At 46.9% G+C, this 25,252-nt stretch carries 21 protein-coding genes and 1 pseudogene; 10 read left to right on the top strand and 12 right to left on the bottom strand.

What is annotated here, in order from left to right; translation table 11 throughout:
- From B9N86_RS26105 to B9N86_RS26095, 3 genes are all read right to left on the bottom strand, one after another.
- A partial coding sequence (locus tag B9N86_RS26105) for a hypothetical protein (protein WP_208915985.1) occupies nt 1–3,471 on the bottom strand: 3,471 nt, incomplete at its 3' end.
- Between the two features lie 322 nt (nt 3,472–3,793).
- Complete coding sequence (locus B9N86_RS26100; protein ID WP_208915984.1) at nt 3,794–4,240, bottom strand: GreA/GreB family elongation factor; 447 nt, start codon at nt 4,238–4,240, stop codon at nt 3,794–3,796.
- Nucleotides 4,241–4,354: 114 nt separating this feature from the next.
- Nucleotides 4,355–4,501, bottom strand: coding sequence for a hypothetical protein (locus B9N86_RS26095; RefSeq protein ID WP_208915983.1), 147 nt, complete (start codon nt 4,499–4,501; stop codon nt 4,355–4,357).
- A 785-nt stretch (nt 4,502–5,286) separates the two neighbouring features.
- Here B9N86_RS26095 and B9N86_RS26090 point away from each other — a divergent pair.
- Complete coding sequence (locus tag B9N86_RS26090; RefSeq protein WP_208915982.1) at nt 5,287–6,783, top strand: HD-GYP domain-containing protein; 1,497 nt, start codon at nt 5,287–5,289, stop codon at nt 6,781–6,783.
- Between the two features lie 124 nt (nt 6,784–6,907).
- Here the strand turns inward: B9N86_RS26090 and B9N86_RS26085 are convergent, their stop codons facing one another.
- The gene (locus B9N86_RS26085; RefSeq protein ID WP_208915981.1) at nt 6,908–8,002 is read right to left on the bottom strand and encodes an FAD:protein FMN transferase; all 1,095 of its coding nucleotides are present in this window, start codon (nt 8,000–8,002) and stop codon (nt 6,908–6,910) included.
- A gap of 239 nt (nt 8,003–8,241) precedes the next feature.
- Here B9N86_RS26085 and B9N86_RS26080 point away from each other — a divergent pair, with 239 nt between their 5' ends.
- The 5 genes from B9N86_RS26080 (at nt 8,242) to B9N86_RS26060 (ending at nt 11,810) form a co-directional block, all read left to right on the top strand.
- On the top strand, nt 8,242–8,640 hold the full coding sequence (locus tag B9N86_RS26080; RefSeq protein ID WP_208915980.1) for a NusG domain II-containing protein: 399 nt from the start codon (nt 8,242–8,244) through the stop codon (nt 8,638–8,640).
- Complete coding sequence (locus B9N86_RS26075) at nt 8,615–9,169, top strand: Gx transporter family protein (protein ID WP_208915979.1); 555 nt, start codon at nt 8,615–8,617, stop codon at nt 9,167–9,169. The genes B9N86_RS26080 and B9N86_RS26075 overlap by 26 nt, the downstream gene beginning before the upstream one ends.
- A 68-nt stretch (nt 9,170–9,237) precedes the next feature.
- Complete coding sequence (locus B9N86_RS26070; protein ID WP_208915978.1) at nt 9,238–10,131, top strand: energy-coupling factor transporter ATPase; 894 nt, start codon at nt 9,238–9,240, stop codon at nt 10,129–10,131.
- Nucleotides 10,116–11,009: an energy-coupling factor transporter ATPase gene (locus tag B9N86_RS26065; RefSeq protein ID WP_208915977.1), complete on the top strand. Its 894-nt coding sequence runs from the start codon at nt 10,116–10,118 to the stop codon at nt 11,007–11,009. Before B9N86_RS26070 ends, B9N86_RS26065 begins: the two co-directional genes overlap by 16 nt.
- A gap of 9 nt (nt 11,010–11,018) precedes the next feature.
- Nucleotides 11,019–11,810: an energy-coupling factor transporter transmembrane component T family protein gene (locus B9N86_RS26060; RefSeq protein ID WP_208915976.1), complete on the top strand. Its 792-nt coding sequence runs from the start codon at nt 11,019–11,021 to the stop codon at nt 11,808–11,810.
- A 264-nt stretch (nt 11,811–12,074) separates the two neighbouring features.
- Here B9N86_RS26060 and B9N86_RS26055 read toward each other — a convergent pair.
- Nucleotides 12,075–12,942: pseudogene (locus B9N86_RS26055) on the bottom strand (SDR family oxidoreductase).
- A gap of 15 nt (nt 12,943–12,957) precedes the next feature.
- Nucleotides 12,958–13,809, bottom strand: coding sequence for an SDR family NAD(P)-dependent oxidoreductase (locus B9N86_RS26050; protein WP_208915975.1), 852 nt, complete (start codon nt 13,807–13,809; stop codon nt 12,958–12,960).
- A gap of 263 nt (nt 13,810–14,072) precedes the next feature.
- Between B9N86_RS26050 and B9N86_RS26045 the strand changes: the two genes are divergently transcribed.
- Nucleotides 14,073–14,639, top strand: a complete 567-nt coding sequence (locus B9N86_RS26045) for a TetR/AcrR family transcriptional regulator (RefSeq protein ID WP_208915974.1) — start codon at nt 14,073–14,075, stop codon at nt 14,637–14,639.
- A 219-nt stretch (nt 14,640–14,858) separates the two neighbouring features.
- Nucleotides 14,859–15,755 (top strand): AraC family transcriptional regulator, encoded by an 897-nt coding sequence (locus B9N86_RS26040; RefSeq protein ID WP_208915973.1) that lies wholly within the window; start codon nt 14,859–14,861, stop codon nt 15,753–15,755.
- 397 nt (nt 15,756–16,152) lie between these two features.
- Here B9N86_RS26040 and B9N86_RS26035 read toward each other — a convergent pair whose 3' ends face one another.
- From B9N86_RS26035 to B9N86_RS26020, 4 genes are all read right to left on the bottom strand, one after another.
- Nucleotides 16,153–17,127, bottom strand: a complete 975-nt coding sequence (locus B9N86_RS26035) for a polyprenyl synthetase family protein (protein WP_208915972.1) — start codon at nt 17,125–17,127, stop codon at nt 16,153–16,155.
- Nucleotides 17,128–17,143: 16 nt separating this feature from the next.
- A complete protein-coding gene (locus B9N86_RS26030; RefSeq protein ID WP_208915971.1) occupies nt 17,144–17,590 on the bottom strand; it encodes a hypothetical protein in 447 nt (148 codons plus the stop codon).
- A gap of 119 nt (nt 17,591–17,709) precedes the next feature.
- Nucleotides 17,710–19,587, bottom strand: coding sequence for an FAD-dependent oxidoreductase (locus B9N86_RS26025; protein ID WP_208915970.1), 1,878 nt, complete (start codon nt 19,585–19,587; stop codon nt 17,710–17,712).
- A 95-nt stretch (nt 19,588–19,682) separates the two neighbouring features.
- Nucleotides 19,683–20,585 (bottom strand): FMN-binding protein, encoded by a 903-nt coding sequence (locus B9N86_RS26020; protein ID WP_208915969.1) that lies wholly within the window; start codon nt 20,583–20,585, stop codon nt 19,683–19,685.
- Nucleotides 20,586–21,503: 918 nt separating this feature from the next.
- On the opposite strand from B9N86_RS26020, the gene B9N86_RS26015 reads away from it, so the two are divergent.
- Nucleotides 21,504–22,166, top strand: coding sequence for an NAD(P)H-binding protein (locus tag B9N86_RS26015; RefSeq protein ID WP_208915968.1), 663 nt, complete (start codon nt 21,504–21,506; stop codon nt 22,164–22,166).
- Between the two features lie 54 nt (nt 22,167–22,220).
- Nucleotides 22,221–22,601, top strand: a complete 381-nt coding sequence (locus B9N86_RS26010) for a RidA family protein (protein WP_208915967.1) — start codon at nt 22,221–22,223, stop codon at nt 22,599–22,601.
- A gap of 144 nt (nt 22,602–22,745) precedes the next feature.
- Here the strand turns inward: B9N86_RS26010 and B9N86_RS26005 are convergent, their stop codons facing one another.
- Together B9N86_RS26005 and B9N86_RS26000 are read right to left on the bottom strand one after the other, a co-directional pair.
- A complete protein-coding gene (locus tag B9N86_RS26005; protein WP_208915966.1) occupies nt 22,746–23,504 on the bottom strand; it encodes a tryptophan-rich sensory protein in 759 nt (252 codons plus the stop codon).
- A 127-nt stretch (nt 23,505–23,631) separates the two neighbouring features.
- Entirely contained in the window at nt 23,632–25,251 is a 1,620-nt protein-coding gene (locus B9N86_RS26000) for a response regulator (RefSeq protein WP_208920778.1), read from the bottom strand.
- Between the last annotated feature and the right edge of the window lies 1 nt (nt 25,252).

Genomic DNA, 25,252 nt, shown 5'->3' with positions numbered 1-25,252 from the left:
AAGGGAATCGAGTGCCTTCGGCGTAAGATGACGGTAGTCGATGGAACCGTCTGCAATTTTTGCTCCTGTAATGCTGTCATCTTGTACGGCGAGGGAGTCTAGCGCCCCTGGCGTGAGATGACGGTAGTCGATGGAACTGTCCGCGATCTTGTTCCCCGTAATGCTGTCATCTTGTACGGCAAGGGAGTCTAGCGCCTCCGGTGTGAGATGACGGTAGTCGATGGAACTGTCCGCGATCTTGTTCCCCGTAATGCTGTCATCCTGTACGGCAAGGGAATCTAGTGCCTCCGGCGTGAGATGACGGTAGTCGATGGAACTGTCCGCGATCTTGATCCCATTAATGCTACCATCCTGTACGGCAAGGGAATCTAATGCTTCCGGTGTGAGATGACGGCAGTCGATGGAACTGTCCGCGATCTTGATCCCATTAATGCTGCCATCCTGTACGGCAAGGGAATCTAATGCTTCCGGTGTGAGATGACGGTAGTCTATGGAGCCATCTACAAGATGCTTGCCGGAGAGGGAACCTGAGGCGATTTTGCTGCCCGGTATGCTGTGAGCTGCGAATTTGTCACCCGTCAGACTCCCTTTCTGTAAGAGGTCAGATGTGATAGCGCCCTTTTCAATATGACTGGAAGCGATGCTACGCTCCTGTAAATGATGGGGGAGAACCGCTCCTTCTGCTAAATGGCGGGACTGTACGACACCAAGCTGCAGATGATCGGAGCCTACACTCTCTTCCTGCAGGTGATTGTAGGACACGGATTGACTTTGCAAATGTTCAGTCGTGATGGAAGAAGCTGCAATATGACGATCTTTTATAGCGGAATCATCAATATGATGTGAGGCTATGCTGCCTTCTGCGATGTGGGAGCGGTTGACAGCTTCCAATTGAATGTGGGAGGAGCCGACGGATCCTTCCATGATGTGTCTGGAGGTTATCACCTCATCCTGCAGATGATTCTGGCCTACCGACTCCGGAGCGATATGGCTTTCTCCGATAACTCCGTTCTGGAGGTGGCGGGAGTGGATAACATTATCGCTGAGATGATTCGGCTGAATGATACCAGACTGCAAGTGATCTGCGGAAATCGAGGCGTTCTGGATTTTGTTGCCGCTGACCGCGTTATCTTGTATGACGGCTTCAGATACAGCCGAAGGACTGAGATGAGTCTCTATAATAAGCCCAGGCTGAAGCTTGTGACCAGGTATGCTTTCGTCTGCAAAAATTTCAACAGAACGAACTTCGTCGGACAGATGATCCAGCGTAATAATATTTTTTTTGAGATGATATCCGTAGATGGATTCTTGTGTCAAATGTTTTCCGTGAATGGATTCGAGTGCCAGATGCTGGGCAGAAACCGAATGAGGAGCGATTTTCTCAGTTGTAACAGAGTTCTTTTGCAAGGCATCAGCCGATACCGATTCAACGGATAAATGAATGCCCTTAATTGCATTTTCTTTAATTTTAGAGGAGCTTACGCTTCCTTCTGCCAGCTTGGCGGTAGTGACCGCCAGGTCGGTTAATTTATCAGTCGACACGCTTTCCGGGGAAAGCTTAAGCGAGGTTACCGCATGATCCGACAGATGCTGCGGGAATACAGCTCCAGGAGCGATGAAAGAGTCCGTAATGGCACCCAGTGCAAGCTTCTCTGTCGTTATCGAGCCGTTAGCAATAGCATCCGATACAACGGAGGATGGTGCGATATGCTTGCTTGTAACGGAGCCGATGGCAAGATGATCCTGACCGACCGCACCGGTCTGCAGAGATACAGAGCCAACACTTCCTGCTGCAAGATGTGCCTGTCGTATCGCTCCTTTCGCAATGTTCGAGGAATTGACGCCTTCCTTCGCAATGATTTCTCCGTTGACGGAACCAGCTGCCAGCTTGCTGCTTGTTACACAGCCTAGTGAAAGTTTATCTTCCGTCACAGATTCTGTCTGAAGATGAAATGAGGTAACCGATCCACCAGACAAATGGCGCTCTGTAATCGCTTGGGACGCTATAGCAGCCGGATGGACAGCATTATCGTTAAAGTGGTGGGGCTGCAAACTACCTTCCGTAATATGCTCGCTCTGGATAGCGCTATTACCGATATGTTGGGAACGCACTGCTTTGGTAGCGAGCTGTTCAGAATCGACGGACCCTTTACCCAAATGGCGGGTGTGGATAGCTTCATCGGAAATCTTGCTGGACAAAATACTTTGGTCGGCAATTTTTGATGCTGTAACAGATTGCTCCACCAGTTTTGCGGTGCCTACTGACTGATTTGCCAGCTTTGTGTTTGTAATGCTGAAATCGCTAATGTGACGAGATTGAATTTCTTGGCTCCCGATCTGATCCTTACCCACAGCGGCAGTTCGGATTTGATCTGACCCGATTGCGCCTTGCGCCAGGTGGACAGTAGTAATAGCGCCTTTCTGAATATGCTTCCCACTGACCGTGCTCTCAGCCAACTGATCAGATCCGATCACCTCATGCTCCAGGTGATTCCGGGCAACAACTCCATCAGCCAAGTGAAGACCGGTAATGGAATGATTCTGGATGTGAGTTCCATCAACGGCGCCGGACTCAATCTTACTGGCGCTGACTGCCCCTTCCCTGAGCTTGGATGTGGAGACAGATTGATCCGCCAGCTTGGAGGTGTGCACGGATTCATTGGCCAGATGCCGTGTTTCCACAGCGCTTGAGGCAATCTTGTTACTGGTGACGGCAGCATCATCAAGCAGTCCGCCTGAAATGCTTAGACCACTAAGGTGGCGGGAGAGTACCGCTCCGTTCGCAAGTTTATCCGAGGTGATGCTATGATCGGCCAGCTTATGAGAGGTTACACTGCCATCCTTGATTTTATCTCCACTGATCGTACCAACTACAATCTTCCGGTCAGTGATGGAACTATCGGCCAGATGATCACTGGTGACTACCGAACCTGCAAGCTTGGCGGAGGTGATGCTGCCGTCGGCAATTTGAAGACCTGTTATAGCGTAATCCTGCAATGCATCGCTTCCGACTGATCCGGTAGCCAGCTTGGAGGCGGTGATGGCACGAGAAGCGATCCGGCTCTCCGTGACTGCACCTTCACTGATATCTTCAGTATAGATAAAAGGCCCCTTTAGGCCGGGCATTTGTTTCTCAGTCAGCAGGTGCTCCCGGTGATCGGTGGTGTTGAATAATTCCAAGGTGTCTGGAGGGAGGGGGCTGTCTTCCTCTTCAAAAGCTTCTTTCATTACCTCCTCTTCCGGTACATCGGTGCTTTCCTCAGGCAGCAGACCTTCGAATTCTAAGGCGTCGATGCCTTCTTCTTCCGGAGCAGCTGCCGCCGGAGCCGAAAGAACCCGGGCCTCCCTATCTGCTGCTGCACGGTTTTTTGCTTCGTTACGTCCTGCCCAATCAATTTCTCTTGTATTAGGGTCCACCACATAGCGCTGGGTTGGATTTTTACCCGTTGTATGCTTCCCTCGTTTTTTCAAGACTGCACGCTCCTTCCGAAAAGTGGTTCGTCTTCGGCATCATATGCAGGGGACTAGGCGTCTGTCACAATTTTACTGGTATTTTCAGAGCAGCAATTGGAGAAAATTTTCGTTATGCATATTTGAAGGGAAGTAAAAGGGGCTTAAAGACAAAAAAGGGACTGTCAACTTGGTCGTGGGTAGACCAAAGGACAGCCCTCAAGATGTGCTGATGGTTATAGTTATTCTATGTGTTTCACTCGTGTGATCAGGATATTGTTGTAACCTCTGCTGGACATGATGTGACTTGATTACCAATATTGGATGGCATGTTTCTTGGGAGTTAGTTGCAGTTTATATCTACAACGGTCACTTTTGTGATTTGCCCGGGAGTCACAATTGTAATTTGGCTGTCTTTGGCAGCCATAAGAAGCTGGGAGCCAAGCGGAGAGACGATGGATATGCAGCCATTATCCGGATCAGAATCCTCCGGCAGACACAATGCATAGGATTCACAGTGATTGCTGTCGTCATATTGCACGGTTACCGTACTCCCGAGAAATACAAAATCGGGGCACGGGATGTCATCACCATCGATGTGATTGTTCAGATACTGCTCCACCTTGAACATATAGCGTTCGATAAACGCTTTGGTATTTTTTCGTTCCCGCACGATACGGACGTCGTCAGCGGCAGGGAGGTACCGATCAAGAAAAAGAGTGAGCTGTTCATCAAAAAAAGTTAATTGGGAAACAAGCGTTTCTCTTATATTGATCTTTTGCAAATTCATGGTCATATCTCCTCCTCGTGCTATGGCTCATTATAGATTGAGCTGCAACCTAAATTTATTGTGATGTACAATCCAGTCCATTTCATACATGATCCTCCTTGCTATCGAATACGTTCATTTCAGTGTTCCAAACATGGTCCTCAGGATAATCTCAACGATAATGAATACGAGAATCGCGGTCGAGATGCAGGAGATCGCAAATATGAAGATACCTGCCCGATCTTTCGGCTTCTTCCCTTGCTTGGTTTTTGGAATATTCATATAAACATCCTCCGCTTCCGAATTCTTGTATGAAAGAACGTCTACAGAGATGTATACCGATCGCCTCAACCTCCCTTAATGGAGCAGCCGATTGAAGAAGGTTACATTTAATGTAAAAATCATGTTGATAAACAGGAAGGCATCTCGTTTGTAAACAAACGAAATGCCCTCCATTTAGCTGCCCAATCTATGCCTCCATTATGCCATAAAGGCAGGTAATCGACAACATAAATGGTATGATATGTATTTTAAAGGCTGGTGTAACAATTAATTACTTTTCTGGATCTTGTGGATATAGACGTACCCTGCAGAATGGTCTGCAGGGTACTTTTATGAGCGCTGAAGCGCCAATATAATTTAACCCCTGACGGCCTGATCGGCTGTACAGTCGGTTCCTTGTGTTTGAAGTTCAATTTCGGGATCATTACTTCCAAAACAACAAAAGCCCTGCCTCTCTTTCGTCCTTGCGGCTCCGATGACCGCTCCAGTGTGAATCAGAAAACCAACATCCTTAAACTCTTACTTTTGGGTTAGAAAATAGGAATTCTCAACTTCATCTGAGTTAGAAAATATAAAATTTGCGAGGAACTTACGGGGTTAAACTTCGCCTAACAATTTATGATTATATCACACTTGATACACTTTAGCAAAGATCTTGATTTTTTTGTCGATTCCAACGATATTCTATACATAGGTAATTTATTCCTAATGGATTGAAGTATAATTCCAGTCAACGGTGCATAAACAAATATAATATGACTAATTGCGACGAAAGTAGGCATTTCATGCAACTATACAGGTCCTTCTTAAATCAGCTTATCCGTAATTATGTTATCGGTTCCCTTATTGCTGTACTCGTAGTAGGCGGCGTGCTGCTCATAACCACATTTGAAATTTCTTACATTGAAGGTATGCGTCTGTTGAGCATTATTGGAATCTCGTTTCTCATTATGATTACTGTAGAAATCTTTGTATTTTTGAGGCATATGCGATTGATCCGGCAAACCTTGCATACTTCAAATGCAGATCTGGCAACTCTGGAGGCTGCCTACCTTCAGGTACACCGTATGCCGAAGCAGGCGGTGTACCGTATATATGGTCCACATTTGTTCGGCCTGTCTGTGCCGGCGATCTTGATTACGATTTGGATGCTGAATCGTGGGCTGCTCAGCATACCGTCTTTCTATATTTGGCTGGCTTCACTAGGTGCGGTGCTCATTGCAAGCTGTCATGCGATGATCGAATTTTTCCTTACCGTAGCTGCCATTCGTCCTGTGGTAAAAGAGCTCCGCCGACAGGCGCTGTTCCGGTTTGGCGTTGACTTTTCGCTGGAGGGACATGTGTTTACTGCCATTCGTACGAAGTTCCTGCTCAGCACGATGCTGATCGGAACTTTTCCGCTCTTTTTATTCAGTCTGGCAGCCCAGATCCGACTTGAGGAGTTTGACAAGATCATTTCCCAGCAATATTGGGGCTGGGCTGGTGTCATTCTGTTGATTGGAGTAACTTTCGCCTATATTGGCGCACTTCTGTTGACACAAGATGTGCATCGTCCCATTCGTCAGTTATACCGGGCAATGAATGAGGTTAAGGAAGGGCGTCTGATTCAGACTTCGAATCTGTATTCAGATGAATTTTCCACACTGATCGCTGGATTTAATATGATGGTTCGGGGGTTGCAGGTGAGAGAAGAACGGAACCGGAAGCTACTAGACAGTTATTTTGCGGCTCTGGCTGCTGCACTGGATGCACGTGACCCTTATACGGCAGGACACTCATTACGTGTGGCGGAATACTCGGTTCTTCTTGGTGAACTGGCAGGACTGAATGAAAGTGAGATCGACCTCCTGCATAAGACTGCGCTGCTTCATGACATTGGGAAAATCGGAGTCCGGGATAATGTTCTGTTGAAAGAGGGAAGATTGACAGAGGAAGAGTTTTCTCAGGTGAAAGCCCATCCGGAGCAGGGGGAGAACATCCTACGGCAGATCGAGCCAGCTGATGCGATGGCTCCATATCTGGAAGGGGTACGTTCCCATCATGAGCGCTATGACGGAAAAGGTTATCCTGACGGCTTGAAGGGCTGTGATATCCCGCTGTTCGGGCGGATTATTGCGGTTGCGGACGCATATGACGCGATGACCTCTGATCGGCCTTACCGCAGTGGGATGAGATCCATCGAGGCTCTGAATATTCTGGAAGAAGGCCAGGGAACACAGTGGGATCCCGATTTTGCGGGCATGTTCGTGAAATATATGAGGGCCCAGCAGGAAACTGCTTAACACGGCTGCAGACCAGTTGGTAGACTCGGTGCTCTGTGCCGAATGAGTTAGCGGGAATAACCACAAACATAAGAAGAGCAGGGCACCTTTCCCGAAAGGAAGAGATGTCCTGCTCTCTTTTGTGCTATTCGTTCATTAACGTGTAGCTGTCGTTGGTCATAGCCAGAACCTCAGCCATACCTGACGTAATGTACACTTTTTTATCCTTGGTTATAAATAAGGCCTCTGCCTTATCCAGTTGCTCCGCGAATTCGAGTCCCTTTTCTAATCCCATGGAGAAGATCGAGGTGGACAGCGCGTCCGCATCGATGGAGCTGTCTGTCAGAATCGTGACACTGTTCAGATTGTTGTCGACAGGATATCCTGTATCCGAATCCAGAATATGGTGGTACACTTTTCCATCTTCCTCGAAAAAGCGCTCGTATACGCCCGATGTGACGATAGTCTGGTTCTCCACCTTTAGGTTGCCGATCGGATTGCCCCGAGAAAGGTCAGGATCCTGAATACCGATGGTCCATTTGTGGCCGCCCGGCTTTTGTCCCAAGGCAAGCACGTTACCGCCCAGATCAATGATGGCGCTCTTGAAGCCGTTGTCGGTCAAATATTTGGCAATGACGTCAGCCGAATAACCTTTGGCAATGCCGCCAAGGTCCATTTCCATGCCCTTTTCTTTCAAGTATACTTCACGGGTGTCCGGGTTCAGTTCAACCTGGTTATATTGACTATGCGGTATAAGTTCATCAATTTTAGACTGATCAGGAACATGCGCGCCTTCATTTCCGATATTCCACAGCGTGACGAGAGGGCCAATCGCCAGATTGAAGCGGCCTTCCGTTTGCTTAGTGTAGTCATATGCTTTTTGAACAACATTGAAGGTTTGGTCGGACACTTGCACAGGTTTGATCCCGGCATTATCGTTCACCTTGGCCAGCTCACTCTTGTCATTCGTGCGGCTCATTTCAGCGTCGATCGTTTTAAGTAGTTCTTCGATTTCATTAAAATGACGGTCCGTGATCCGGCTGTCATACACCTTTACTTGCACAATGGTATCAAAAATATAGTAAGACTTCTTGATTGGATCGGTTATTTCCGTCTTCTGGCCGGAGTCGGGCGTCTTTTCATTGAGATCTGCAGGAGCCGCGCCGGAGTTCATGCAGCCTCCAATGATAAGCAGGGCGGACAGAAGCAGAAGCAGTGATGAGCGCTTAATTATTTTCATGAGGATTCCTCTTTTCCACCAGGTTTCGACTGGATTATAGCAGAGCCCGTCAGAGGGGGGATGTGAGACTTCTCATAATTTATTTAAATTTTTGAATAAAATTTTGGATTTAGTGATGATTTTGTGAAATCATTCTCAAACTGGCCGGATTGGGTGTTTCCTTCATTGAAGGATAGGTGGGGAGTAGGTATAATGAGGACGTCTAAGATTTATATAATCAAAAAATAAGGAAGATGCTTATGAAACGCGGAGACTTGGTACTGATCTCAGTTGTGCTGGCAGCAGCACTGATATTTCTTGTTCCGAGATGGTTGGACGGAAAAGATAGTGAAAAAAATCACAATAATCCATTAACGGCAACCATTACGGTGGATGGTCAATTGTTTAAGACTGTGGAATTGACGGAAGAAGAACAGATTATTGAAATTAAGACGGATCATGGTGTGAATATTCTTAAGGTATATGATTACGGGATCGAAATGATTGAGGCGGACTGCCCGGATGAAGTGTGCCTCAGCTTCGGATTCGTTGACAAGAAAAATCAAAGCATCGTCTGCTTGCCTCATAAAGTATTGGTTGAGGTAGAGGGTGCCTCGGGAGGAGAGAGTCAGGATGAAGTCGACGCCGTTGTCAATTAACGAATCTGCCATGCTGCTTAAAAAGACGGTCATTATTGCCATTTTTGCAGCAGTTGCTGTTGTGCTAAGCATTGTGGAATCCCTTATTCCGGTGAACCTGTCAGTACCGGGCGCAAAGCTGGGGCTGGCTAACATTATGGTGCTGACCTGCTTGTTTTTTTTGCGGGGAAGAGACGCGATGACGTTAATCGTTCTAAAGACGGTTCTGACCGCGATGATCTTCGGAACCTTTTCCAGCTTTTTGTTCAGTTTGTTCGGCGCGCTATTCAGTTTTGTTGTCATGTATGGCCTGCTTAAAATTAGCGGAAAAAGACTCAGTCTGATCGGAATCAGCATTGCCGGCGGGGTAGCGCACAATATCGGTCAGCTGACGGCTGCTTCGATTATTTTCAAAACCTCTTCGATCTTTTACTATTTGCCAGCGCTTCTGCTGACCGGTATTGTGACCGGTGTCCTTATCGGTATTGCCGTAAGATATTTGGTGCCATCGCTTTCCAAGCTGTCATTGTTTGCTGGTTTTACAGATTAAGAGGTTGCACGGGAGACCGTAAACAGGCAGATTTCAGCTGAGAGGACGGCAGAAGGGAGGAACTTGCTATGAACAGAGCGGGATTATATAACAGGCCTAAGTCGCATGAATCGGAAAAGTGCGCGTCTGGAGAACAGCATCAGCCCCCAGCACTAACCCTTAAGGAGGTTAGCTTTTCGTATAACGGGCAGTCGAACAACATCCGCTCTGTCAGCTTTACGGTTCCCCAAGGACAGTGGGTGACTGTTGTGGGGAGTAATGGGAGTGGGAAATCTACGCTTGCCAGACTGTTTAACGGACTGTTGGCGCCTAATGAAGGTCTTATAGAGACAGCGGGCTTGGAGCTTGTACCAGATAACCTGATCGCAATCCGCCGTAAGGTAGGGATGGTATTTCAGAATCCGGACAATCAATTTGTTGGCAGCACGGTGGAGGAGGATATTGCCTTTGGACTTGAGGGCATGTGTATGCCGAGGCGGCAGATGAGAGAGCAGATCGACCGGTATGCTGAACGATTTGGCGTTAGCCATCTGCTTAAAAGACATCCCTCCGAGCTGTCCGGTGGACAGAAGCAGCGGGTTGCGTTAGCCTCAGTGCTTGCCATGGAGCCAGAAATATTGGTGCTGGACGAAGCCTCCTCCATGCTGGATGAACAGGCAAGGCGCGACTTGACCCATATCCTTAGGGATATGCACCGGGAGGGGCGGTATACCATTGTGTCCATTACGCATGACGCGGATGAAATTATGGCCTCTGAAAGGGTGCTTGCTCTGCGGGACGGTGCTGTTATTGCAGATGTGTCACCTGATGACCTGTTTGAGGATAGGGAGCTAATGTTGCTGTGCAGACTGGAAGCGCCTTTTGCTCGGAAGCTTGTACAGGAATTGGAGTCTCGGGGAGTTGCAAAAGGACAATCCGGTGATGAACAGGAGCTGATGGATTTCTTATGGTCATTCAATTAGAGAAGGTGTGCTTCGATTATGATGCCCGTACCCCTTGGGCCAGCGCTGCACTTCGTCATATCGATCTCGGAATTGGTTCAGGAGAATTCATTGGCGTGGCCGGAACGACTGGATCAGGTAAATCCACGCTGCTTCAGCTGTTCAACGGTATTATCAAACCGACAGCTGGCACAGTATCTGTGCTCGATGTCATGATTGCAGCAGGGGAGAAGGCACCTAAAATGCGAGAGCTCCGACGACGTGTCGGATTGGTGTTTCAGTTCCCGGAGCAGCAGATGTTCGAGGAAACGGTGGAAAAGGATATTTGTTTCGGGCCGATGAATTTCGGTGCAAGTCAGGAGGAAGCTAAACAGAAGGCACTGCAGGCATTTGTTAAAATGGGTCTGGATCCGGCCCTGCTGCAGCGCAGCCCGTTTCAGCTGAGCGGCGGGCAGATGCGAAAGGCCGCCATCGCCTCAGTGCTTGCCATGGAGCCGGACATTCTCGTTCTGGACGAACCGACGGCTACACTGGACCCCGTCAGCAGGATGGAACTGATTGGGATGCTGCAGACCCTATGTCGTGAAGAAGGCAGAACGATCATTATCGTTACACACCGTATGGATGAATTACTGGAAGCGGCTGACCGATGGGTTCTTCTTCATAAGGGGGAGTGTGCCTTTCAAGGTACTCCCCGCGAGCTGGCAGGCCGGGTGGAAGTCATGGAAGAGTGTGGTATGGCAGTTCCGCTACCGCTTCGCTGCTGGAGTATTCTGTCGGAACGCTTCAATCTGGGGCACGAAGAGCCCTGTTTCACGGCAGAATCACTGGCAGAGCGTATAGCAGCTCTGCGAAACACAAAGGCTGAGATGTTTACGGCAAACACCGGAGAGGAATGAGGGAGGATTATGCGCGACAAGCTGATAATCGGGAGGAGCATTGATACCGGCTCTTGGATACACGGTCTGGATCCGCGGGCGAAGCTTGCGGCCATGCTGTTGTACGTTGCGGTCATTGTCATGGTATCCTCATGGCCGGGCATGGCGCTAACGGCGCTCTTTTCCATTCTGATTATGCATAGCACACGAATTTCGTTCCGTTATTACCTCAAGGCGATGAAGCCGCTGCGATTCCTAATGGTGTTTATATTTGTCATTCAGGTGCTCACGGTCAAAAGCGGGGAGGCCTTGCTTACTCTGGGATCGTTCACTCTCTTTAGCGGCGGATTGGAAGTTGGCCTGCTCAGCGTAATGCGGATGGCTCTTCTGGTATCGTTCACGGCCATACTGACGTTTACAACGACACCTGGCAAGCTGAATCTGGGTCTGGAAGGTGTGCTCAAGCCGTTAAAAAAAGTCGGGATGCACCCGGAGCGGCTCAGTCTGATGATCAGCATAGCACTCCGGTTCATTCCGACAATATTGGATGAGACGCATAAAATTTTGAAAGCTCAGGCATCCCGTGGAGCAGATCTGAAGGAATTGCCGTGGAAGGATAAGGCCAAAATGCTCGTCGCTTTGCTCGTGCCTGTTACGGTCAGTGCCTTTCGCCGGGCGCAGGATCTCATTCATTCCATGGAGTCCAGGGGATTTGTGATGAACGAGCCGCGGACCAGCCTCCATAGCCTGTCATGGGAAGCAAGAGATACGGGCTTTTTGCTGCTGTTCGTCATGCTGGGTGCAGCCATACTGGTGGTTTGACCGTAGCTCACGACCGGCGTAAGCGTCTCCTGACGTGGTCAGTGGGGTTTAGAGGATGCAAAGAGTTGATGCTGTGAATGATTTATAGGATAAAATATTAAGAGATTGTTCTATAAGTAAAAACAGGCCGGGGGTGTCCCAAAAGGTTCATTGAGCTGGGACGTCCCCATTGTCTGTTGTTAGACGGCTGCCTGTACGAATCGTTCGCTAATTCATTGTGCAGGTTTGTCGAATAGTTGCGAAGACCCGACATGACGATTCACATTATTTCACAGAGCTTTGACTAACAATTTGGTTCAAAGCCTCGTTTATTGGTGTAGCAGGGCGACCAAGTAATTTTTCTAAATCGTTACTTTCTATCTCTAATCCACCATCTCGAATACCTTTTTGTGTGTTTACGAGCATAGGAAGGTAGGCTTCTGGTACCCCTGCACCTTTCATCATGTTCGCATAAGTAGTATCATCGACTTGCTGTACAGGTACTTCTTTCCCTAATACATCTCCAAGGGCAGATGTTAATTCCTTGAGTCATTAGCTTACCGGAAAGTTCGTAAATCGTGTTTTCGTGTCCTTCTCCGGTCAATACATTTGCTGTTGCCTCCGCTAAATCTTGTCGAAGTACCCAGCCTATTTTTCCTGTTCCTGCTGATGTAACCCAAGGTGCTCCTGCCATCGCGCCTTGTATGCTTCTAATTTCATTTTCCAAATACCAATTGTTTCTTAAAAACGAGTATGGAATACCTGTTTTCAAAATAGCTTCTTCTCTAGCTCGATGAAGTGGGGCGAGGAAAAATTTGCTTTCACTTGCGTTTGTTACACTAGTATAAGCAATAAATTTTACTTGAGCACGCCCGGCAGCAGCTACAGCATTCGTATGCTGTCTCATTAATGTTTCATGATTCCCAAATGTAGATATAATTAAAAGTCGATCAATTCCTGAAAAAGCAGAATCTAATGTTTCTGGTTTATCAAAGTCTCCGTGTCGAACTTCTACTCCGCGAGCTCGCAATCCTTTTGCTTTCTCTGGGTTTCGAACACTAACAGCTAACTCGTTTGCTGGTATTATTTTTAATAATGCTTCTACAACCTTTGCCCCTAATTGTCCTGTTGCACCTGTCACTAATATTTTCATTTTCTTTTCCTCCAATTAAATGTTTTTTTGATAAGCCTCCAGCATTTGAACAGTGATATTTAAAAGCTTTTGAGCATTTTCTTTATCAAAAGTTTTCATCGCAAGACTTACTTCTTTTCGCTGTTTATAAGCAGATAGAGAAGGTTTAGGTGGATTCTCTAACAATTCGATGATAGGAAAAATTGCTTCTTCTACCGGTTTACCTATTGTTTTATAAATTAGCTTCATGATACTCTTCGTCACAGGGTTTTCATAAGCTTCAAAAGTTCCAGTGGTTTGGACAGCCCAAGGGTTAAAGAGAATATATTTTATTTTTCCAATAGTATCATTGTGGGCAAAGGCAACACCTAGTAAATCGTTTAATCGGCTGCCATGATACCTAGCTTTTGCACCGTTATAATTATTCTTGTTTTGGATATCATCCAAGTTAACCGTACCATTCATTCCTGGAGCACAAACATTAAGAATAACAGGGTTATCAGAGTTTTCCAAAAGCTCTTTTAAGCCATAACTAAGAGCGAATCTGCTCAAATAAGATAACCCAAAACTAAATTCAAATCCCTCTGGTGTTTCCGAATATTCTTTTCTGGGCTTATGATTGGTTGCACAAAAAACGACCCTATCTAAAGAATGGAACCGGCTTTTTACTTCTTCAATAATGCGCTTGTTTTCATTTACCAAACTCAAATTTGCTTGAAGAAAAATGGCCCTTCCCTCTGCTCCTAACTGTCTAGCTTCATTTAAGAAAAGATCGCCTTTAGCAGACGAACTGCCGACCACTATTACACGGTCGTCTTTTTTTAAGAAGTGAGTAGCAACCCCTTTTCCAATTCCATCTGTTCCGCCTGTTACAAGTATTGTTTTCATTCGGATTCTCCTCATTCGTGATCGATACTGGGATGTTCTTTTCGAGTCGCATGAAATCCGGCAGCGATATTCATCTTTCATAAACTTCTTATGAGTGATATATTAAACAAACATGTGTTGCTTTAATAAAAATACAACCAATATCTAAACAGAACAACCAACAATAAGGGAGGAAATGTTGCTATAGCAACAAAACTGAAAAATTGTCAGGTTAGGAGTTACTTTGAGCTCCGCTCAAAATTCTGATGTAAGGAGTGAATGAAGTGGGGACAAAAGTAAGGAATATACGAATGACTCGAACAAAGCAGTCTTTGATTAACGCTTTTGTTAATTTAGTGAATGAAAAGGATTTTGAAAAAATTACAGTTGCTGATTTAACAAAAGGGGCTCAAGTGAATCGTGCTACTTTCTACGCGCATTTCAATGATAAGTACGAATTATTGGACTACATTGTTGATGAGTCTGCTTCGGCTGTCATTGAAAAACACACATCAGGAGTCGTGAAATTCGATAAAGAAAGCATATATCAGCTCGTTCTAGCGGTATGCGACTATCATCAACAACCGAATATTCAATGTCGCCAAAGTTATTTAGGTTTAATCCCGCTATTGAAAGAAAAAATATTAATTGAGTTGAAAAAATATTTAACGAAAAGTTTAGATATCAAATATACAGACATGGAGAAGAGTTTTTATGTACCGATTTATTCAAACATCATACTTGAGGCTGGTTACTTATGGGCTTCTGGAAAAGTATCTTTTGACAAAGAGACAATAGCCAAGAAAGTCTCATTATTAGTATTAGAGGATAACAGTCTTCCGAGAAATTAGTTTACGCTAACGGGAAACTATAGTTAAATAATTAACTAAAATGCGGCTGTCGGCATAGATCGGCAGCCGCGTTGTGCTAATGGGCAGTTTTGTTAATACAGGAGTTAATTCTGTCCCTGCCGAATTATGTAGAGGAAATAATGCCAACTTACTTGTGCATAAAAAGTTGCGATACAAAGTCGCTGTTACTCTATACTTCGATTGAGAGGAGGGAAAGAAATGGATTGGCTTACGAGGATGAATCGGGCATTGGATTATATCGAAATGAATATATCCGGAGAAATCGACCTGACGGAGATAGCAAGTCAAGCCTGCTGTTCGTCTTATCAGTTTCAAAGAATGTTCTCCTTCATTACGGATGTTACACTGGCGGAATATATACGACGCAGACGGCTTACTCTTGCAGCGATTGATTTGTTGAATAGCGATGCGAAAGTGATTGATATTGCCATTAAGTACGGTTACGATTCACCGGTTTCTTTCGCAAGAGCTTTTCAATCGATGCATGGTGTCAATCCAACTACGGCTCGTCAAGAAGGCGTCGCGTTGAAAGCATATCCACGGCTTTCCTTTCTTATTTCAATCAAAGGGGTTGAGGCGATGAATTATCGGATCGAAACCAAGGAATCTTTCCAAGTATTTGGCATTGAAAGAGTGTTTCAAACAAGCGGAGATGGCGATGGACCGACTACACCGGGGGGGTTATGGCAGCAATGCCATGCCAATGGCGAGGTAGAGAGACTCACTTCCAATGCGGGTGAATTGCCTGTATATCTGAGTAGGGATTTGTATAAAGTGCATGCAGTGTGCAGCTATCGAAAAACCGAAAATGATACGTTTCCATATATGCTGTGTTCATTTAAGAGCGATTCCAGTAAAACGGATGGATATTTGGAAATCACGATCCCTTCACACACGTGGGCTATATTCCCATCAGAACTGTTTACATGGGATCAATTTAATGATTCCATCGAGTCGTTATACCACCGCTTTTATTCAGAATGGCTTCCAACAGCAGGATACGAGCAGGTCGATGGGATGGAATTCGAAGTCTATGGAGGCAGAAATGGCCTTAATTATGTTGAATTGTGGTTCGCGGTACGAAAAACTTCCTGAATGATTAAGACAAAACAGAGCGTTGGATCATCAGTAGAGGGATAACTGGGAAAGAGAAATCAATATAGAGGATGAGCTGATACAGGCTCGTCCTTTTTTGTTGGGGATGATGATGGTGCAGCATAGCTAGGGTACGCGAAGAAAACATCGTACAACAAAAAAAAGAAGGGAAAGGCAGCGGAGGTGTGGGAGGATGGCTGACAAAAGTGGATGGACAAGCTCGGAATAGCGGAGAGGACGAATCAATTCTCGGAATTCGGGGGCAAGAGCGATCGTAGGAATGATTCGTACGCGGAGCGTCTCACAACAGACAAATCGGGATATTGCGACCATTACAACACCAAAAGGGTGCCCCATTGGTCTAATGACCGTGTTGGGACACCCTGTTGTTGTTAGATCAAGCTGCCGAGAAGTAGTGAAGAAGAACCTTCAGATCCTCATGAGCTGGGAAGCCGGATAGCTGCCCGATAATGGCATTAGCACGCTCAAGGTACGAGCGGCTGAACTCCACTGTCTTCTCAAGCGCTCCGCTTTGCCTGATTGCCTCCAGAACCTGCTCGATATCGGGATCAGGAGAGTCCGGACCAATGGAGCGGATCATTCCAGAGAGAGCCGGGTCCTGCAGAGCGAATAGTACGGGTAGGGTAACTTGGCCATGACGGAGATCGCTTCCCGCCGGCTTGCCGAGTGTTGCGGCATCCTGCGTGAAATCCATCAAGTCGTCCTGAATCTGAAAATGCATGCCTAAACATTCTCCAAATTCATAGAGCAGGTCCGCCGTTTGTGATTCGCAGCCTGAGGAGAGAGCTCCGGTTCTCAGGCAGGTAGCCATGAGCAGCGCTGTCTTGTTACGGGATTTCTCCAGATACTGCTCAAGGGTTTGATCGTAGTCGAAAGCATGGGCCATTTGCTGGTATTCCCCAATACACAGCTGGGTGCTTGCGATAGATGATAAATCATGCACATACCGTTCCTGATCCGATGCATATTGGGAGAGAAGTTCAACAATGCGCAGCGACATATAGCTGCCGATATGAACGGCCTGGCTGACGCCGGTCTTCAAATGCATGGCTGGTTGTCCACGGCGTAGGTCTGAACGGTCGATCACATCGTCATGAACTAGCGAAGCTGCGTGTATGAACTCGGCTGCAGCTGCAAGCTGCCACTGTTTACGTCCTACAGACTTCGGTCCAAATCGGGAGCCAACCAGCACCATCAAAGGACGCAGCCGTTTGCCGCCGGATCGAATGAGCTCAAGCACACTTTTGGCTACGACAGATGAACGAGAGAGATCAGGGTCATGCTTGACGATTTGTTCGATTTCCCGGTTCACCCGGTTGATGTCTACATTTAATGCTTCATGAAGCTTCATCCCTGATTCCTCCTCGTTACATCGCTTTTCCAGTCTGTTTCTGCTTATATTCGCCGCATAGAAATTTCTCGAAATGCATCGTAAGATCTTCGTCTATCAATCGCCCTTCTGCCAAAGCAATTTTCTGCTGTTTCAGCACTGGGGCCAGATGGCTTACCAGATTCGTTTCCTGAAATTTGACGGCCATCTGTAAATAAAGGCTGTATAGGTAGTCGCCGTCCAATATGTTTCGAGTCAGATCGGGATCACTGAACGAGCAGTCCCGGTGACGCTCTCGCGCCATGTGGAGCAGGTTGTAGAGTGCTAGCAAAACCGTCTGGCGTTTAGGCTCCAACTGATGATGATCCAGTACCTGAACTAGCCGGTTCATATCGTGACAAGGAATATCCAGGACGATTCCAGCAATCGGGGACCATTCTTCATGCAGTAAACGTACGGTATCGTTCATCAGTCGAGTATTCATTAAGCCCACTCCTTCGAGAAGTTTTGCGGAAGATCATCCTCAAAACGAGATCATATTAACAGGAGTCATACGCAGTAATATGCATATGCCTCCTTGTTTAGACAATGTGATTCAAATTACTAATCGGTATACAGATACCAACGTTTTACAAGAGGAACCTTTTTCCAATGCTTTTTCAGCCAAGGCAGTACATAGTAGTCGAGGCCAAGTGTGCTTCCAGCACCGCCGATTGTAGCGATAGCAGCCGTTACAAACCACAGCATTTCATAAGGGGCCATACCTGATGTCCAGATCATAACACCCATCGCAATTGTACCGATGGAGGCAACAGCTGTGAACAGACCGGCAATGAGCATAAGGCCAAACACAATTTCAGCCCCTACCATACCTACTTGGAATACGGAAGCGAGGGCCGTATAGCCACCGTCTGCAGTGTAGAAGAACATATCCATAAAACCGCTAACCATGCTACTGATGAAGCCGGGCACCGGAAGAGCTTCAATAGCATCCTTCGCGGTTGTTACTGCAGAAGCAGCTGTCTGTGCGTCAACCGTCTGGGAGACTGCTTCCACTGCTTGGGATGCCGCAGTTGTCGCATCTGCCGAAGGAGCAGGGGGAATCAGGAAGATCCGGTTCGGATCATCTATGATTTTAAGTAGCTTCTCCCATCCTTCGGTTAGCCACATGATGCCCAGATATATACGAAGCGGGACGAGCCAGAAATTCGGGGAGCGCTTCGAGAAATGTCCCCCGAGGAAACTTCTGCGGTTATTTACATGGAAAAATTCATGCATCATATAAGACCAAACTTTGTTGAAGCCGGCAACTGTAGACAGGTAGAACATGTTCATGAAATGCTTGGATAGCATTGCGAAAAATCCGGTTAGCATGAACATTTTATTCGGTAGTCCAACATTGGCTACACCATAACGGCTGCCGATGCAGACCATGGTGCCATGGAACGCCGGTTTATACGATTTCTTCGTTCCGTTAGTAATGTCCGCAATCAGGTTGTGTGCGGCCAGCGCTGCAGCCTGCTCAGCGTTCTCTACCATCTGTGGTACGGGACGGGTCTCACCTTCCGGAACATAGAAGATGTTATCGCCTATGACATATACATTTTCATGATCAACACTTTGCAGTTTGTCATTCGTTACAATCCGTTTGCGTCCTTGCTGCTGAACGTCCAGATTTCCGACCAGTTCGGAACCTTCGACACCGGCTGTCCATACGATTGTGTTAGCGATGATTTCCTTGCCTTCTCCGAGAATGACGCGGTCTTCGCCAACGCCGGTAATTTTGGCGCTTGTGATGATTTCAACTCCGATTTTGCGGAGGTATTTCTCAGATTTAGCGATCAGTTTATCCGGCAGGATAGGCAAGATTTTTGGTGCCATATCCGCTACAACGAGCCGGACCTCGGATTTATCAATATAAAACTCTTTGCACAGCTCATCGCGGAATTCAGCCATTTCACCGATGAGTTCAACACCGGTAAAGCCGGCGCCTACTACGACGAAGGAGAGCTTTGATTTACGTACAGCCGGGTCGTGCTCTTTAGCTGCTTCGCGGAAGCTGTGGCGGATTTGCTCCTTCAGACGTACCGCATCTTCAAACGACCAGAGGGTGAACGCATTTTCCTCCGCACCCGGAATGCCGAAGAAGGTTGGTTTACAGCCGGTACCTATGACCAGATAGTCGTATTCATAGACAGCCGTTTCTGAACTCAGCTTTTTGCCGTCAAAGTCGATGTTGTTGATTTCGTCGAGCACGACGTCAACGTTAAGCCCAGCAAATATTTTTTTCAGATCAATCTTGACTGAATCCTCCGGTGTCCGGTTAGCCGCTACCTCATGTAGCTCAGTCAGGAGGGTATGGTAGGGATTGCGGTCAATCAGAGTAATCTGTACATCTTTGTCCTTCTTGAACTTCTTAGCCAGCTTTTTAGCTGCATGAACGCCGCCGTATCCGCCGCCTAGTAAGACAATCTTTTTCACGAAGCTCACCTCATTGGTCTCATTGTGCTGCAAAAGCAGAAGCGGGAGCATGCTCCCGGTCTTCTGCTTGCAGTGCTATTTTCATTTTTGATCGCTTACTTTGCTCCTTCGAGCGCTTTTTCAGCAAGCTGGAAATATTCTTGAACGCCGACGGATACACCGGAAAGTGCATCTGTTTTGCCTTCTTCGTTAAAAGTTAAGCTGCCGACGCCTTGGTTCTCCAGGTAGAACTGCTGAGCTTTCTCAACTTGCTCGTGCCATTCAGCCTGTGCTCCACCTTTTTCCTTCATGCCGTATTTTCCGTCTTTGGAGAAGTCTTGTTTGTCTTCGCCTTTATCGTTCACGCCGCTGAAGTAAGCTGCGATAACTTTACCGTTGGCAACAGTAAGATCAACAGTTGATTTCCAGCCGCTATTGGCATCCATTTCTCCTTCAGCATGGTAGCCTCCATCTTTGTAAGGTCCAGCTTCAGTAGGTCCAGCCTGAATTGCTTTCTGAGCGATTTCTACGAAATCATTTACATGGATCGACACACCGCTGATCGCATCTGTATTGCCTTCTTCGTTATAAGTGATAGCTGCCAGATCCTGCTTCTCAACCAGGAACTGTTCGGCTTTTTCAGCCTGTTCGTGCCACTCGGCTTGAGCACCGGCTTTTTCCTTCATGCCGTACTCACCGGACTCAGAGAGGGTTTTCTTGTCAGGTCCAGCCTTGATATTGGAGCCGTTCCAGTTCACGTCTTTGATCTTTCCGCCTTCAACATGAAGGGTGACATTGTACTGCCAGCCGGATTTTTCGTCCATTTCGCCTTGAGCGAAGTATGCTCCGTCTGTGTATTCGCCAGCTTTTACCTCCGTAGTAGGTGTTTCTGTTGCGGGTGCTTCAGCCGCAGGTTTTTCCGTGTTGGCAGGTTCCTCAGCTTTTTCCCCGCCGCAGCCTGCGAGCAGTCCTCCAAGGACCAGAGTTCCGGACAAAATGATGGACAATTTCTTTTTCATACCAATGACCTCCACTTTTTGTTCAAAATTTGGTGAAAAATATGATATTAAAATGTTGAAACATTTTAACAACGAAAGGTATTGTCGGAATACGGCGTTAGCCGACACTTTATTCCGTCGAAATGATATAAATATGTGGCTTTTTACCCGGTAAAAGCTTGGAAAGGTAAGTCGCAATGACTACCATTCGATGGAATCTTAGCATAAGTAGAAGGAGTTTTATGTGAAAATAATCACTAATTATTTAAAACTTGATTTTTTATATAAAATTTTATTTTTCTTCTGTTGTTTCGTGTCGAAAACTAAAGTTCCCGCATAGGTAAAGGATTCAGATCCGGGATCACCGGGTAATCGGAAAGTATATAACGAGGAGTGATTGAGCATGGACAACAACATATTTAAAGGTAAATGGAATCAGCTGTGACTTTAGCAGGAGGAGTCCATATTAATGAAGCAACGATGGCCGGGCAGGAATTGGGCTCTCGATCACCCGTGATTTAGCTCATCTTTTTGATGGAAACGTAGAGGTCGTAAGCAGTAAGGGCTTGGCAGCAACTTCTCATTACACTTGCCTTTATATCGTACTCGAAGTAACGTCACAATTATTTTTTCAGCCGTATTGACAGGGGGTAATCCGGGTGTAGAATGGGGTCAAAGAGAGAGTTTAATCAGCCATTATAAGTCACCAAAGGAGTGTATCCTCATCAAGGCTGTAAGAGTTATGCACAAGCCGCATTGGCAGCAGTAAGGATTTCAGGCATTCGTTGGCGTTATTATGCTGCTGACCGCTTTGACACTTGGACGAAAAGTGCTTCGTGCGACATACATTCGACGACATACATTCGTACCACTTATAAGAATATAAGTATTAACGAAGAACCCATATCAATTAATACTCGTGAAAAAGGGGGAGCTTCCATGGGGATGACGTCACTCGTTATGGGAGCCACGGGACTGGTAGGACGTCATGTGACGGAGGAGCTGCTGAGTCGTGAAGGTATTGACGAGGTGCGGCTCCTTGTCAGACGTCCGCCAGATATCGTCCATCCCAAACTGACCGTGATACAGACGGATTGGGACAAGCTGGAGCAGTATGAAGACGCGTTTACCGGAGTTCACAGTGTATTCAGCTGTCTGGGAACAACGATCAAAAAAGCTGGCTCGCAAAAACAGTTCCGAAAGGTGGATCTCGAATATGTCCTTGCCGGCGCCAAGCTGGCCAAGGGGGCACAGGTTGGTCAATTTCTGGCCGTAAGCAGCGTTGGTGCCGATCCGAAAGCCAGAACCTTTTACAGCCGAGTTAAGGGAGAAATGGAAGAAGAGCTGTGCAGACTTCGGTTTCAGGGGCTTCATCTCTTCCGTCCATCACTGCTGCTAGGCAACCGGGATGAGAGTCGCTTGGGTGAGGGAGTTGCTTCTGTGCTGATGACAAAGCTGGATTTTGCCTTTAAGGGACGACTCGCTCCGTATCGTGCAGTGCCAGCTGTCAAAGTCGCCAAGTCTATGGTTAATATTTCCATGACCGATACAAGAGGAAATCATATATATCCTAACGAAGTTATCCATGTTCTGGGTGAGTAACAACCCGGTAATTATTACATAGGACCTAGATAGTCTAAAGAGAGGGGAATACATATGACGAAAAATATTCTATCCACCACAAAGGCTCCTGGAGCCATTGGACCCTACAGCCAGGGTGTAGAAATCGGAGGGTTTGTGTATACTTCCGGCCAACTGGGGTTAAACCCGGAGACAGGACAATTTGGCGAAGGAGTTGCTGAACAGACCCGGTACTCCCTCAGTAATGTACGGGCGATTCTGGAAGCCGCAGGCACAACGCTTGATCAGGTCGTTAAGACGACGGTTTTCCTGAAAGACATGAATGATTTTGCCGCGATGAATGAGGTGTACGGAAGCTTTTTTGCAGAGCCGTATCCAGCGCGTAGTGCGGTAGAGGTAGCCCGTCTTCCGAAGGACGGACTTGTAGAAATCGAGGTCATTGCAGTTAAGAAATAAGAACAGTCAGCCGAAAAAAAAGCTGTCCTACTCGAGGATCCCGTAAGGGTCCAAAGAGTGGGGCAGCTTTTTGTTGTAAATTTTACAACAATCCTTAAATCATATGGATTGCTACTATTGTCAAGCGCTGCCTCAATACCAAGGTTAATCCCGTTCTCTATTTCGGGCAAAGAAGAGCCATATCGCGTAAATGAACAGAATGGCAGCCAGAATAAATGAAGAGAGCAAAATCTTATCCACGTCCTTATGCTCGATAGAAATCGCCAAATAAGCCCAGACGAACACCAGCGGAAGAATGCTGTCGCGGTAATGTCGGCTGATCAGTATAGCTAGAACAGCTCCAATACACAGAAGGGTAATGCTCCAGCCGAGCTCGGTTAATCCGATAGGGGACCAGCCGTTTTTATGAATGACAATTCCAACGTTGACCACAAAAGCGGCGCATACCCAGCCAAGATAGATGCTAAACGGCAGCTTTACAAATAGCGTTTCTCCGGTTGTCGGATAATGAATGCTGCGTGTCTTGCGGTATATGACCAAGACCGACAGCACCAACAGCAGCATGATCCCCACCGACCATTCGATGTAGAGGTAATGCCACAGAAAGAGCCAAGCGATATTGAATATACAGCTGAGAATAAACCATATGCCTATATCTTCAACGGAGTCGCGTGTCCCGGTATCTCTGCGCAGCTGATAGAAAATAAACCCGGCTAAAAGTACATAGATCAAGGACCAGATCGTAAACGCGTAACCGGCAGGGGTTATGTAAATATAATATTGGTCTGAAATTTGTTTTGTTGTTTTGCCGCCGAGCGGCAGCAGATGGGAAAGGACATTAACAGTGATGACGGCAGCAAAAGCCAATACGTTCCACCAACGAAAAGGGTTGGTTCGGTACATCCTATCTCCTCCTATACAGCCTCAGATCATTGTATAAATGGATAAACTCTGCAACTCAACATTTCTATCGTTATTATTGAATATACCCAATTCATCTGAAATCAAGCCTGTAACCTGATCGAGAAGCTTACTCTGATGCCCTTTCCTTCCGGTAATCATTAGGGGGTTGCCCTTCAAGCTTCTTGAACACTTTGCTGAAATATTTCTCATCCTGATATCCGACCATCTCGGCAATTTGGGCAATCCGTAGATGAGGATTCAAGAGCAGCATTTTGGCTTTATCGATCCGGATGCGGCCCAGAAAATCGGACAGAGTAACGCCGAATTCCTGTCTGAATTTGCGGGATATGTATTCCCGGCTCAAAAAGAAGCGGGAGGCAATATCCTGCAACGATATTTCCTCATGGTACGAATGCTCCAAATACCTGGCGATATCATGGATGATATGGTTCTCCTTGGCATGAATCTGTGTCATAACCCTCGAAGCAGATTGAATTCGTCCCGTAATCTGCTGTCTCCAAATATCCCAAGAGAGCAGTCCTTCTTTATCCAATGGAAGTGGGGAAGGGAGGTCCTGTGAAATCTCAGCATCCTCCTCAGGTGTTTGTCCTCCGATGACTTCAGGTTCAGTCCAGTGATGCTGGAGCCAATCCCATTCCGAATTCCACCGTGTCAGATGCTCGGGAGATAAAGCCCCCCGCTGACGCACTTCGTTCAGCCATTGATCAGCTGCGGATTCAATCTGTTCTTTACTGCCACTTAGTGCAGCCAGCCGGAATTTCTCCTCATAGGAGGCAAGTCTTAATGTTCTGGCGCCGCTGCTTTCAACACAGCAGCCGCTGTGAATACGGGAATTTCTGTCCAACAGATTGCGGCTCCACAGTGCTTGTTCGGCATCTTGATAGGCCCTTGGAAGTTCTTCAGGGAACTTCATTGTATTTTCGGTGCCGAAATGGACGCGGCGGTGAAGCGTGGCATAAATTCCGTCATTAATCCGGCTAAGGATCGAAGAAAAAGGAACGACCGTATCCCAGCACAGAATGATGATTGTGCCCGGTTTATCCATGTGCCGGAAAGCTGCGCCCTTAAGCTTCAGCAGCTCCGCGCAAATATTAATCAGGGTAAAGGCAAGGAGATCACGCCGGTTGCGGAATTTGGCTAGCAGCTCCTTGTCGAAGTGCATATCACTGATCACGGCTACGGAGCAGGCGTTGACATGAATCGCGAGTGAATTCCGATCTCTAAGCTGTTCCACCAGCTGATATTTGTTTCCTCTACCGGTGATGAGGTTTGTCCAGAGGCGGTCCATATAAAGAGGCTTCATTTGATTCATTTCAATCTCCTGGATTGTACTCAGGCGGCGTTTTTCCTCGTCACGGTGCCAGGCTGTGGCTGCCTTTTCCAGCGCCTCGTTCAAAGCGGCGGGATCCACAGGTTTGAGAATATAATCCATACCCCCATAGCGGATCGTATGGCGAACATATTCAAAGTCGTCATAACCACTGATGACGAGCACTTTAACATCAGGCATATCGGTATACAGCCAGGTCAGCAGTTCAGCGCCGTTCTTTCGTGGCATCCGCATATCGGTCATGACAATCTGGGGCGAATGCTCACGGATTAATTCCACAGCTTCTTCACCGTCAGCGGCTTGGAGTATTTCTGTGATACCGTGTTTTTTCCAATCCGCTAACAGTTGAATGGCTTCCCTGACATGCTTTTCATCATCAACAATTATTGCTTTCATC

The sequence above is a fragment of the Paenibacillus uliginis N3/975 genome, from assembly GCF_900177425.1.
GTDB classification, from domain to species: Bacteria; Bacillota; Bacilli; order Paenibacillales; family Paenibacillaceae; genus Paenibacillus_AQ; species Paenibacillus_AQ uliginis.
The sequence above is the reverse complement of the archived record's forward strand: the minus strand, read 5'-3'. Positions and strand labels throughout refer to the sequence as shown.